This is a genomic window from Flavobacterium chungbukense, assembly GCF_020805785.1.
Taxonomy (GTDB): domain Bacteria; phylum Bacteroidota; class Bacteroidia; order Flavobacteriales; family Flavobacteriaceae; genus Flavobacterium; species Flavobacterium chungbukense.
Map to the genome: position 1 here is coordinate 331,728 of NZ_JAJGZV010000001.1, position 14,216 is coordinate 345,943.

A 14,216-nucleotide genomic window follows, 5' to 3' on the forward strand; every position below is an offset into this window, starting at 1 on the left:
CCTAAAATTAGCTTATAATTGTACAATTGTGCAGGAATAAAATAATAAAAATATTTTGAAAAATTTTGTTTTATGTCTTTTCTTATCGCTGGTTTTAAGTCCAGTTGGATATTCACAGGATTATCCCGTAAAATTTCTCGATATATCAGATGGTCTGTCTAACAATTCAATCACTACCATTTATCAGGATAATGAAGGTTATATGTGGTTTGGAACTTACGATGGTTTAAACCGATATGACGGATATAATTTTAAAGTTTTTAGAAATCGAATCAACGACAAAAAATCCTTGTCATTCAATACTATTTATAATGTAGAAGGAGATTCTAAAAACAATATTTGGGTTGGAGGAACTAACGGAATCTGTGTTTATGATAAGAAAAAAGCACTATTTCATCCAGTCCGATACACACGTTTAGATAAAAAAACAGCATTGCTTCAGGGTATTATACATCAAATGCGTTCAGTATCTGATGAGCTGGTACTTGTGGCTTCTCAAAAATTAGGATTATTAGCTTTTCAAAATGGTTCTTTTATAGGAAATCACATTCCGCTAAATGCGTTAGAAAACAAGATTAGCATTACTAATTATGATGCCGTTGCCATTCAGGAAAATAAAGAGAAATCGGGATGCTGGATTTATGTTCGAAATGTTGGAGTCTGCAGCTATAATTATAAAGCGAAAAATTTGAAAATAGTTTTTCCGCTTTCTATCGAAGTAAAAGCGATGAAGCTTTCTGCGGATGGAAATCTTTTATTAGGCACAGATGAAGGTTTATTTCTTTTAAATACCAAAACGGGATCTGTTTCAGATAATTATTTTTCTAATAAGTGCAGTGTAACAGATGTTTTAATAGACAGAAAAGGAAAAACTTGGGTTACAACCGATGGCTGTGGGATTTTTTATCTCAATCCAAATAATAATAAACTGCTTTCTTATAACGAACAATTAGCAAAAAGTAATTCGGTTTGGAGTCTTTATGAAGATAAATCAGGGAATAAATGGTTTGGTTCACTTCGTGGAGGAATCAGTATGCTTAGTGATACGCCAAAGTATTTTAAAAGCATTCGATACAATGCAAAAGAACCAGCTGATAACTTTATTTTATCTTTTTGTGAAGATGAAAAAAAGAATCTTTTAGTAGGTACAGATGGCGCTGGATTAAAATATTGGAATAGAAAAAATAATACCTACACCAATTATGGCGCTTCACTTTCAAGCAGTTTTATAACCGGAATAATCCGCGATGATAATAATGATATCTGGATTTCGACTTGGGCAGGCGGTATTAATCGCATTAATAAAAAAACAAATAGTGTAAAGCATTATTCTTGTTACAATACTTTTACCAAACAAACCGAAAAAAATATCTGGTTTGTGTTTAAAGATTCCAAAGCCAATATCTGGGCAAGTGCAACAAATGAAGGGTCTTTATACTTCTTAGATCGAAAGACAGATAGTTTTGTTCTTTTTGATAAAAGTATCGATAATCTGCAATGCATGACTGAAACGTCAGACGGAAAATTGTGGGCTGGAAATTATACGTCACTTTTATGTATTGATAAAAATACAAGAAAAATTACTAAAAAAGCCATTGGAAATCCTATTCGATGTATTTACGAAGATAAAGACAAGAATCTCTGGCTCGGAACGCAAGAGGGAGGTTTGCTGCTTTTTGATAGAAAAACAAATACTTTTAAAAGATTGACCATTAATGATGGACTTCCATCCAATACTGTTTTAAGATTACTTGAAGATCAACACGGAAATTTGTGGATGAGTACTTATAACGGGATCTGCCGATACGATAAAAAGAGCAAAACCTTCCGTAATTTCTCTTTAAATGACGGACTTCAGAGTAATCAGTTTAGTTTTAATGCCGGAATTAAACTTTCTTCGGGAGAATTTCTTTTTGGCGGTATTAATGGTTTTAATATTTTTTATCCTGAAGCTATAAAAGGATTTAATCAAAAGAATACTGTTTTACTAACTGATTTTTATGTGAATAATCAATTGATTGAAGAAAGTAAAGCCGAAGTAGATATTGATTCAGATAAGGTAAAAGATGTTAGTTTAGAATATGATCAAACGACATTATCCTTAGAATTTGTCGCTTTGGATTATAACAACTCAGATAAAATTAATTATGCTTATTTTTTAGAAGGCTGGGACGAACAGTGGAATTATGTCGGGCAAACCCGAAAAGCAAATTACTCAAGACTTCCAGAAGGGAAATATACTTTTAAAGTAAAAACAACCAATTTTAAAGGCGGCTGGAATAAAGAAGTCAGTTTAGTTTCTATAACGGTTTTACCGCCGTGGTACAGAACTTGGTGGGCTTACACCTTGTATTTAGCAGCGATTGGCGGTATTTTATTTCTATATCTGGATTACAGCAGAAACAAAGAAAAACTAAAGTATAAAGTTAAAATTGCCGAACTGGAAAGTAAAAAGGAAAAAGAGATAGCCGAAAAACAGGCGTCTATGTTTACCTACATTTCGCATGAATTTAGAACACCGCTTTCGCTGATTATTAATCCGTTAAAAAAAGCAGTTCAGAAAGAAATTGTCGAAAATGGCTCTTCTGGAAGCGATTTGGCTATTGCACACCGAAACGCCAGAAGACTCTTAAGTCTGGTGGATCAATTATTGTTGTTACGAAAGGCTGAAAATGACGCCGATTCATTACGATTGTCAGCAATCAACGTAAATAATCTTTCTAACGAAGTTTATCAATGTTTTGTTAATCAGGCTAAAGAAAAACAGATCCAGTACAATTTAGATATTCCTGATCATGAAATTATAATTATTGGGGATTATGAAAAGATAGAGATTTCATTGTTTAATTTAATGTCAAATGCTTTTAAATACACGCCAATTGGTGGAGCAATCAATTTGACGCTTACTGAAAATGACAAAGAAGTTTTTCTTGAAATAACCGATAGCGGAGACGGAATCGATAAAAAAGATATTGATGTTATTTTTGAAAAATTCAAACAGATTAATTCGAAAGTTTCTGTTGGAACCGGTTTCGGTATCGGACTTTATATTGTTAAATATTTTGTAGACAAACACAAAGGATCTGTTACCTGCAGCAGTGAAACAGGAAAAGGAAGTGCTTTTAAATTGACTTTTTTAAAAGGAAACAGTCATTTTGAAGATGCAGAAATAACAGACGAAAAACCACAGAGAAGTCAATTGTTTGATGAATTGATTCCAGACGAAATTGAAGAACCAGCCGTAACCAAATTAGTTTCAGAGAGTGATTTTAGAAAAGCTATGCTGACTGAAAAACGTACCGTTCTAATTATTGATGACAATGCCGAGATTAGGGCTTATCTAATCAAATTGTTTTCGGCTAATTATATGGTATATAGTGCAGAAAATGGAGAGGAAGGGTTGAAAATGACCAAAAAACATATGCCAGATCTTGTCATTAGTGATATTACAATGGAAGAGATGGACGGTCTGGAATTATGCCGAAAAATTAAAGAAGACAATGCTTTATCTCATATTCCAGTAATTTTACTAACGGCGTCAAAAAATCCTGAAACGCATTTGCAGGGAATTAACGAGGGTGCAGACGATTATATTACCAAGCCTTTTGATGATGATATTCTAACAGCGCGTGTGGAATCATTACTTCGAAATCGACATAATTTGCGTACTTATTTCTTAGATAGCATCACTTTAAGAGAAAACACTCAGAAAGTTCCTGTAGAATATCAGCAGATGCTGAAAAAATGTATTGACATTGTAGAAGCAAACATCCATAAAAAAGATTTTACGATTCGAACTTTTGCTCTTGAAATGGGAATGAGCCACAGAACACTTTATACCAAAATCAAAATTATATCGGGTCAGACTTTAAATGCTTTTATTCGTTCATTACGTATTCGACGAGCGGCGATGCTAATGCTGACAGAAGAAATGAATATTGCTCAGGCAAGTGCAGAAGTTGGTTTTGAAGATCCTAAATATTTCAGACAGCAGTTTGTAAAACTTTTTGGAATGACTCCTTCAGAATACATCAAAAAATATAAAAGCTCCTTCAATTCAGATCTAAATATCATCAAATAGTTACATTGTATATTATTTTTCATTGCATTTTTTCTTTGATTTTGGTCTAAACGATTAAAATTCTCTACTAAGCTTAATCGTTATAGCTAAAAAAATGCTGTTTTTTCAATAATTATGGAAAACGCAAAAATACCCACTCATTTTTAAATACTCTATAAAATTTACTTACTAATAATGGTTAATTACAATTTTGACCTCCTTTTTTTTCGAATTTACCCCTCCTTATAAGTGTGAAATAAACATTTCTTTGCACTTATAGCAATCAGTTATTACAGAATTGCTGTTAGTCATAAATGTTAGTTTCAAGATAAAGATTTTATCTATTTAAAGAGCTGAGCACTCTTTAGAATTCTAAAAGTAATGGTTGGTTACATTACTTTTTGAACCCGCAGTTTAGAAGTAAGCTGCGGGTTAATTTAAAAAAAAACTTACTACATAATTATAAAAGAAAAAAAAGTAAAAAAATAGCAAACAATTAACCAAACTCAATTCAGTATGAAGTAACCACATAATTAAGTACGACTGTTTTCTGCCACAAGAAAAACAGAAAAACCAATCTCGAATTAAACCTGCGAGAATAAAAACAAACTTTCGCTTTAGAAAGAAAACTAACTAACTAAACCTTAAAATTAAAGAAATGAAAAAAAATGTATTTTTATTTTTTCTTGCTCTTTTTGGCATTCTTCTTACCAGCTGCCAAAATAACGAATCAGGATTTCCAAGTTCTGATAACCCTACGGTGGTAGTTTCGACAAAAGAAATTTACGGAGCACCAAGTAGAAAATTTGAAATCAAAGCAGCCCTTGCCGATGATCTAGGATTAAAAAGTGTAGAGATTCAAATTCCAGAATTGTCATTAGATAAGACAATTAGTTTTGCTACAAATCCACTTTTAGAATCGTATGATCTTAGTTACTTTTTTGAGGTTCCAGCTAGTAGAGGAACATCAGAGAGCTTCAAAATAAAATTAATCATTACAGATGTTTCTGGTAATGTTGTAAACGAAGAAATAAATTTACGTCTTGACGGAGAGTTTGCTGCTCCAAGCATTAGCATGATAACTCCAAAAGAAGGTGCTGTTATATTATTGTCTACAAGTAACAAAATGCCAATAAATTTTGTGGTAAATGATGATTCAGGAATCGATTATATTCAAATAAAATGTACAGAACTTGGTATTGATGAGACTGTACAATTAGCAGGTTCTCCGCAATCTTATACTTTCAATAAAACCTATACTTTACCAGTTACTGCGGCAAATTATGTTTTAACTATTACAGCTAGAGATAAATTTACGATTCCGAATACAGGATCATTGACTGTAAATGTCGTGGCAACAAATGAATATCCAGCGATTTATTTATGCGATCAGCCAAAAGGAACAAACTTGACTACAGATGCAGTAGGTGTTCCGATGTATTTCCATGAAAAGACAGGGCAAGATTTCGAATTCAAATATTATGCTGATAAAGACAATAAAGAAATTTACTTCTTAGGTCAGGAATCAGATTTTGCACCGCATTGTTTTGGCTTAAATGCTTCAGGAGAATTGGTTGATGATGTGGCTTCAGCGGCGATTGTTTTACCTACGAAAGGATATTATAAAATTAAAATAAATCCAAATACTTTAAAATATACTGCCGAAAAGTACACGCCTTCAAGTAAAGTTTGGGCTGATGTTGCTAACGGTTTATGGCATGATGTTGAGGCGCAAAGAAAACCTTTCGTAAGCGTTTGTGGAGGCGGAATTCAAGGAGCAACTTGGGACACTTGGGACGCATGGATGCAAAAAGGATTGCATTTAGCAAATAACGCGGCAAATCCTTATCAGTTAGTTGGAGAATACACTTTGACAGGTACAATGGAAGCTACTTTTACAGGTCAATGGTGGAGTCCATCATGGAGATTGATCAAAAACGGAATTGCGACAATGTCTCCAGGAGAAAATGGTAATGCAAAATATCCAGCAGCTCCAGGTGCATACAAAGTGGTTTTAGATACCGAATTAGAAAGAGTATTTATAACAAAAAAATAGTTAGTTACACATTCTTGTTGTAACAATTAACAAAAAAAACAGCTTAATATGAAATTTAAATATATAGGATTTTTTATTGCCCTTTTGTGTACTGCTGTATCCTTTGGACAAATAAAAGTAAAAGGAACTGTGAAGGATAAAGGCAATGTGCCAATTCCAGGAGTAAACGTAATGGTAAAAGGAACTTCAACTTCAGCAGCAACTGACTTTGATGGTAATTATGTACTTAATGTGCCAAATAAAAATGCACAGCTTGAATTTACATTTGTGGGTTTTACAACCAAAATAGAAACAATTGGAGATAAAACAGAAATTAACGTCATACTCGAAGAATCAAGTCAGGCATTAGATGAGATAGTTGTGGTAGGTTATGCGGCTGTCAAAAAGAGCGATGTAACGAGTTCGATTTCTTCTGTAAAAGGAAAAGAGCTTCAAACGATGACTGTGGGTAACGTAACAGAATCGCTGCAAGGTAAAGTTGCGGGGGTTCAGGTAACGGGAGCAGGAGGGCCTGGAGCACAGCCAAGAGTTTTAATTCGTGGTATTTCGACTTTAAATTTAAATACAGATCCACTTTATGTGGTAGACGGAATTCCGATGGGAACAAGCATCAATTTCTTGAGTAACAATGAAATTGAATCTATGGAGGTTTTAAAAGATGCTTCTGCAAGTGCCATTTATGGTTCTCGAGCTTCAAATGGGGTTATTTTAATTACTACGAAAAAAGGAAAAGTGGGTAAAACTAGATTCAACTTTGACTTAAGTTCGGGTATGCAGATGATGAATAATCCGTACAATATGGCTGATGCAGAAACTTACGCTAGAATCATGAATACGGCTAACAACAATTCTGGTTATGCTGATTATTTGCCAAATCCTTCTCAATACAGAGGGAAAACAACAGATTGGTGGAAAGCAGGAATTAGAAAAGCTTCTCCAGTTACAAATGCTTCTTTTGGTGTAGCAGGCGGTTCAGATAAACATACTTATGCCATTAGCTTAAACTATTATAATGCAGAATCAATTTATGAAGTTGGCGGATGGGAAAGAGTGACGATGAGAATTGCGAACGACTTTAAATTCTCGGATAAATTTTCTGCTGGAATTACTTTAAATCCACGTTATGAAACTTGGGGATCTCCTGGGAACTGGGCAGATTTTGATAAAATTGATCCAATTACTCCAATTTACAAACCAGCTGATCAATTAACAGGATTAGAAAACGAATACAGTATTTATGCACGTTCTCCTTCGTATGTTTGGAATCCTGTTGCTGCGGTAAAAAGATACGATGATTTTACAAATCAGTATAACTTAAATACAAATGGATATTTACAATACGAACCAATAAAAGGTTTAGTAATTCGTACGCAAGCTTCTATTGAAGTTGGCGATAAAACACAAAGTATTTTCAGACCAGATTTTATAATTGATGCAGCGCACGAAAAAGCAGAAATTAATAGTGTTGAAAGAAGAAACACTACAAATGCAGACTGGACTTGGCAGACTACCGCAACTTATAGCAGAACTTTTGCCGAAAAACACAACGCTTCTTTTATGGTTGGTAGCACTATGGAGGAATACAATGCTAATGATGTTTGGGGTTACGGCGAAGGAGTTCCTAATAACTCAGACTTAATGAGAGAAGTAAGTGCAGCTACTAAAAATCGTAATAGTAGTGGTACTAGCTGGTCAAGTTCATTGATGTCCTACATTTCTCGTCTTTCTTATAACTACGACGGAAAGTACTATTTTACAGGAACTTTTAGACGTGATGGTTCTTCTAAATTTATGGCAAATAATAAATGGGCAAATTTCCCATCGGCGTCTGCTTCATGGAGAATTTTAAATGAAGGATTTATGGGATCTGCAAAAGATGTTTTTAGCGATCTTAGATTTAGAGCAGGTTGGGGTAAAGTAGGTAATCAAGGTTTGCCTGATGCCGTTTACCAGTCAAATATCGGACAAGGATATTATGTTATTGGTGGTCAGGTGGTAGATACTTCTTTTCCGTCAACAATGGCAAATAAAGACATCAAATGGGAAACTGTAGAAGATATTAGTTTTGGAATTGACTTCGGATTATGGAAAAATAAACTTTCAGGATCTTTAGAGTACTACCAAAAGAAAACAAAAGATATGTTGTTCTTAAAACAGTTTCCAACTTACAGCGGATTCCCAGGATATTCAACTATGTGGACAAATGTAGGTTCAATGAAATCAAGCGGTATTGATTTATTGATTTCATTTAAAGATAAAAAAGGAGATTTCTCATATGGTGCAGACTTAACTTTTACAACTGTAGATGTAGAGATGATTTCTTTATCTGCTGAAGGAGAAAGATTATACGGTTCAAGTAATAGAACCTTAACGGTTAAAGGGGATGAACCTGGATATTTTTACGGTTATATTGCTGATGGATTATTCCAGAATCAGACTGAGCTAAATTCGCATACAGATGAACATGGAACTAAATTACAGCCTTATGCACAAGTAGGTGATGTTCGTTTTAAAGATATAAATGGCGACGGAAAAATTGATGACAAAGACAGAACTAAAATTGGTTCTCCTTGGGCAGACTACAATATTGGTTTGAACTTAAACTTTGCTTACAAAAACTTTGATATAGTAGCGAATTTTTATTCAAGTATTGGAAATGAAATCGTTAATCAGAATATTTCAGATTTATACAATGGTGCAAGTTTAACCAACAAGGTAAGTGGATTAGAGCAAATGGCTTGGCATGGCGAAGGAACTTCAAACTATATTCCGAGATTATCAAAAGATGATAACAACGAGAACTTTACAAAATTCTCTTCTCTTTATGTAGAAGATGGATCTTTCGTTAGAATGAAAAACCTTCAAATTGGTTATTCCTTCTACAATAAATTTGGTTTAGATAAATTAAGATTATCATTATCAGGACAAAATTTATGGACATGGACAAACTATTCAGGAGTAGAACCTGAAGTTGGGGCAGGAGATCCAAATAATGGAGACAGAGTAAAAGGATCAGGTTTTGGAGGATGGAATTATCCAGTACAGCCAACAATCTTGATGGGACTTAATGTTGCATTTTAATCAAAACGATCATGAAAAAAATAATAGTATCAATAATAGCTTTTTCTCTATTTTTGGCATCTTGCAGTGATTTTATAGAAAAAGACCAAAGAGGAACTCAGACTTTAGAAAATTATTTTCAAACAGTACAAGAATGCGAGAATTACACCAATGAATTAACGCAACGTTTATTGTTAGCAAAAGAATGGTGGGTATTAACTGCTCCTAGAGTAACCAACGAAATGGCAACAGATGACGCCTGGATGGGAAATACCGGTCAAGACAATAGCGCACACAGACCAGCTTCTCAATACATCATTACTCCAGATAATATGGGAGATATGAATAGTATTTATACAGCACATTTTTATACGATTCAGTCTGCAAATGTTGGTTTAGAAAGAATGGCTGTTTCGCCACTTACAGATGCTCAAAAAAATCAGTATATGGGCGAATCTTTATTCGTACGTGCTTATTGCTATTATGAATTGGTAAATCTTTTTGGAGGAGTTCCAGTTTACACAAAATCTTTAGGAACTGGCGATTTAACGTTATCACGTAATACAGCTGCAGAAGTATATACTCAAATAGAAACCGATCTTAAAGACGCAGCAACAAAACTAGAAAGCGCTCCTGTAGCAAGAAATGGTAGAATTAACAAATGGGCGGCTTATGCTTTACTGGCTCGTGTGTCTTTGTTCCAAGAAAAATGGGCAGAAGCAAAAACATATTCTAACAAAGTAATTACAGAAGGTCCTTTCCAGTTAGAAGCTGATTTCTTAAATATCTGGAATGTTAACAATCATAACGGAATTGAATCTATTTTAGAAGCGCAATCCTCTTCTGTCCAGGATAGAAACTTAGGTGCAGCGTTGCCAACTTTATCTGGAGCAAGAGGAGAAGACAAAAAGAATTTCCCAAGTAATGATGCAGCCGATGTTTTGGATGGTTGGGGATGGTGTATGCCGACAAGTGATTTAGAAAATGCTTATTTGTCTGAAAATGATGTTATCCGCCGCAGAAGCACCATTACAAAATGGGGAGAAGCAGCTTACGGAGATGAAGTTTTAAATCCGACACATAAATTCAGTTTAAATGATAATAAATCTGGACGTATCTGCCGTAAATATTATATCCCGATTGCGACACGTCGTTCATTAGATAAAAAAGACGGTCACTTGCCATTAAACATTCCGTTGATTCGTTTAGCAGAAATGTATTTAACAAGAGCTGAAGCAAATTATCATACAGGCGGTGATGCTTTAGCAGATATTAATATCATTAGAGCACGTGTAAAATTAGATCCGAAAACAGGAATTTCTGGACCAACCCTTTTAAGACAGATTTACAAAGAACGTCGTTTAGAATTGGCTTTTGAAGGATTGCGTTTATTTGATATTCGCCGAGAAAAAGATCCAACAACAGGAAGACCGGTGATCGAATCTTTGATGGGACCAAACGGAACTTTTGTACAATACAATTTGAGTTCTACAGATCCTTACGAAACAACAAACTTGAGAGAATCTCAGGATAAAGGAATCAATTTTAATCCTGCAAAAAACTTATTGTGGCCAATTCCGCAATTAGAAATCGATTTGAGCGGTGGTGTAATTAAACAAAATCCTGGATACTAAGATGAAACAGTATAATCAAAATAAAGTAGGTCTGCTATGTGCAGGCTTACTTTTCGCAAGTTCTTTTTTTGTAAGCTGTGATTCTGAAAAATCTGAAAATTCAGGTTCAGAAAATGCTGTAACAGAATTAAATGTAAGTTTGGATATGAATCTTCAAACTATGGAAAGTTTTGGAGCTTCAGACGCTTGGCAGTGTAATTTTATTGGAAAAAATTGGCCGACTGATAAAAGAAATAAAATAGCCGATTTATTGTTCAGCCAAGGTTTAGATGCTGACGGAAATCCAAAAGGAATTGGATTATCGTTATGGCGTTTTAATCTTGGAGCAGGAAGTGCAGAACAAGGTGAAGCCAGTGATATTACAGATGAATGGAGAAGATCGGAATGTTTTACCACCAATGGAGTTTCGTATGATATGAACAAACAAGCAGGACAGGTTTGGTTTATGAAAGCGGCAAGAGAGCGAGGTGTCGATAAACTATTGGCTTTCGCAAACAGCGCACCGGTTTATCTGACTCAAAACGGAAAGGCACACGCTTCTATCAAAGAATTTTATAATTTAAAAGATGGTAAAATGCCCGATTTAGCTGATTTCTGGACAACTTCTTTAGAAAAATTAAAAACAGAACACGGCTTAACAATCGATTATTTGAGTCCGTTCAATGAACCACAATATGAGTGGGATGGTTCTGGACAGGAAGGTTCTCCGGCAAGTAATGCTAATATTTACAGTTTTGTAAACATCTTATCGCCAAAATTACAGGCCAAAAAGTTAGAAGCTAAAATTGTTGTAGGAGAAGCTGGAGCTTACGAACCGCTTTATAAAACAGTTTCTGGAAAAGAAAGCAGATCAAACCAGATTGATTATTTCTTTGCTGCTAATTCTTCTAAAAATATTGGAAATTTAAGCAACGTAAAAAGAACTATTTCTGGACATAGTTACTGGCAAGCGTGGCCACTAAGTACATTGATTTCATCAAGACAAGAAGCGGCTGCGAGAACGCAATCTGTTGGAGGTTTAAGTCTTTGGTCATCGGAATATTGTGTTTTAGAAAGTCCTGGAACTGCAGAACTTCCAGGTGGAGCAGGAGCAGGAAGAGATTTAGGAATGTCTTTAGCACTTTGGACTTCTCGTATTATTAGCACTGATATTGCTGTTGGAGGCGTAACTTCATGGCAATGGTGGACCGCAATTAGCCGTGGTGATTATAAAGACGGTTTAATTCACGTGGATGATGGAGCAAGCAACGGAGCTGGAAATGCTGATTATTGTAAAAATGACGGATACATCAGAGATTCAAAAACGCTTTGGGCTTTAGGAAATTTTTCATTCTTTGTAAAACCGGGAATGGTTAGAGTTCAGATTCCAAGTGTAGACAATACGTCAGAATTAAATAATGTTATGGTTACGGCTTATAAAGATGCGGCAAATAAAAAGCTGGTTGTAGTTGCAGTTAACATCAGCAAATCAGCGAAAGCTTATAAATTGAATCTTGCAGGCGGAACCGTATCAGATAATAAATTGACTCCGTACATCACTTCTGATGCTATGAGTTTGAAAAAAGGAGCAGCGGTTGATGCTTCAGGTTTCGAAATTCCAGCTAGATCAGTTGTGACTTATGTGGGAACATATAAATAAGGTTCAAAGGGACAGAGTTACAAAGAGACAAAGGTTTTACCATAATCTTGTCATCCCGAGGAACGAGGGATCACACATGAAACTCGACAAAGATTGGCGACTTACTTTGCTGAATTCCTAGTGTGATTTCTCCTTCGTCGAAATGACAAAATTGAGGATAATAGATAATAAAAGAATTAAATGAAAAAAGTATATATCTCACTTTTTCTGGTAATTAGTTCGCTGTCTTTTGGACAGCGAACGATTACTATCAGCACAGATAATGTAGTACAAACCATGGACGGTTTTGGAGGTTCTGATGCTTGGCGAACACAGTTTGTGGGGAAAAATTGGCCTGATCAGAAAAAGAATGCTATTGCAGATTTACTATTCAGTAAAGAAATCGATGCACAGGGAAATCCTAAAGGAATAGGACTTTCGATCTGGCGATTTAATTTGGGAGCTGGAAGCACGGAACAAGGAGAAAACAGTAAAGTTTCTGACGAATGGAGAAGAAGTGAATGTTTCTTGAATGCTGACGGAACTTATGATTTTTCTAAACAAGAAGGTCAGAGATGGTTTTTGCAGGCAGCTAAAAAAAGAGGAGTTGAAAAATTTCTTATTTTTACTAATAGTCCACCCGTTTATTTGACAAACAACGGATTGTCTTTCGCTTCTCAAAAGAATAAACTGAATCTAAAAGATGGCGCAATTCCACAATTTGCCGATTTCTTAGTTCAAAGTATTCAGGGATTGGAGAAAAAAGAAGGAATTAAATTCGATTATGTGAGTCCGATAAACGAACCGCAGTGGGAATGGATGCCAAAGAATGGAGATACCAACAGTCAAGAAGGAACACCAGCAACGAATCAGGAAATTTATGATTTAACCAAATCGCTTTCGGAAAAGCTAAAAGCTAAGAAAATGAATACCGAAATCGTGGTTGCAGAAGCGGCGCAAATCGATTATTTGTATGAAAATGTAAATGCCGAAAATCGTGACAATCAAATTGATTTTTTCTTCGGAAAAACTATAACCAATGTGACTAAATTTTCGAATGTAAAAAATGTAATTCTAGGACATAGTTATTTTACAACATGGCCAATTGAAAAACAGGTTTTAAGCCGAAAATTAATTGCCGCGGAAGTGAAACAAAAGCTAGGATTAAAATACTGGCAATCTGAATATTGTATTTTAGAAAATCCTGGAGAAAATGAAATTCCGGGAGGATCAGGCGGAGGAAGAGATTTAGGAATGCAGACTGCTTTATTTGTAGCCCGATTAATTCATAATGATATTGCAGTTGCCAATGCGGCTTCATGGCAATGGTGGACTTCGATTACAAGAGTAGATTACAAAGACGGTTTAATTTATTTGGATGATGGAAAAAGCAACGGAGGAACGGAGCCAAATTATGTGAAAAATGATGGCGAATTTCACGACTCAAAATTGCTTTGGGCATTAGGAAATTATTCGCTTTTTGTACGTCCTGGAATGCAAAGAATTGATATTCCAAACCAAAAAGAATTAGACGCAGCAAATGATGTAATGCTGACAGCCTACAAAGATGTTCAAAACAAAAAGCTGATTGTTGTGGCAGTAAATTGTGGTAAAGAAACTCAGAAATACAAATTTGATCTTTCAAAAGGAACTTTAAAAAACAATGAATTTACGCCCTACATCACTTCGGATAAATCAAATTTAAAAAAAGGCGAAATTCAAAAAAACAATAATTTAGAAATACCTGCAAGATCTGTGGTGACTTTTGTGGGAGAATTTGAGTAAGTA

At 34.9% G+C, this 14,216-nt stretch carries 6 protein-coding genes; all 6 read left to right on the forward strand.

Going from position 1 to position 14,216, the window contains the following annotated elements; genetic code table 11:
* Nucleotides 1-55 precede the first annotated feature (55 nt).
* The 6 genes from LL966_RS01475 to LL966_RS01500 all read left to right on the forward strand — a co-directional run bounded on the left by LL966_RS01475 (nucleotide 56) and on the right by LL966_RS01500 (nucleotide 14,213).
* Nucleotides 56-4,081 carry a two-component regulator propeller domain-containing protein gene (locus LL966_RS01475; protein WP_229349513.1) on the forward strand — a complete coding sequence of 1,342 codons (4,026 nt, stop codon included), beginning with the start codon at nucleotides 56-58 and terminating at the stop codon, nucleotides 4,079-4,081.
* A gap of 637 nt (nucleotides 4,082-4,718) precedes the next feature.
* Nucleotides 4,719-6,116, forward strand: coding sequence for a hypothetical protein (locus tag LL966_RS01480; RefSeq protein WP_229349515.1), 1,398 nt, complete (start codon nucleotides 4,719-4,721; stop codon nucleotides 6,114-6,116).
* Between the two features lie 48 nt (nucleotides 6,117-6,164).
* Nucleotides 6,165-9,197, forward strand: a complete 3,033-nt coding sequence (locus LL966_RS01485; protein WP_229349517.1) for a SusC/RagA family TonB-linked outer membrane protein — start codon at nucleotides 6,165-6,167, stop codon at nucleotides 9,195-9,197.
* Nucleotides 9,198-9,208: 11 nt separating this feature from the next.
* On the forward strand, nucleotides 9,209-10,810 hold the full coding sequence (locus LL966_RS01490) for a RagB/SusD family nutrient uptake outer membrane protein (protein WP_229349519.1): 1,602 nt from the start codon (nucleotides 9,209-9,211) through the stop codon (nucleotides 10,808-10,810).
* A gap of 1 nt (nucleotide 10,811) precedes the next feature.
* A complete protein-coding gene (locus tag LL966_RS01495) occupies nucleotides 10,812-12,449 on the forward strand; it encodes a glycoside hydrolase (protein WP_229349521.1) in 1,638 nt (545 codons plus the stop codon).
* A gap of 180 nt (nucleotides 12,450-12,629) precedes the next feature.
* Nucleotides 12,630-14,213, forward strand: a complete 1,584-nt coding sequence (locus tag LL966_RS01500; protein ID WP_229349523.1) for a glycoside hydrolase — start codon at nucleotides 12,630-12,632, stop codon at nucleotides 14,211-14,213.
* Nucleotides 14,214-14,216: the final 3 nt, after the last annotated feature.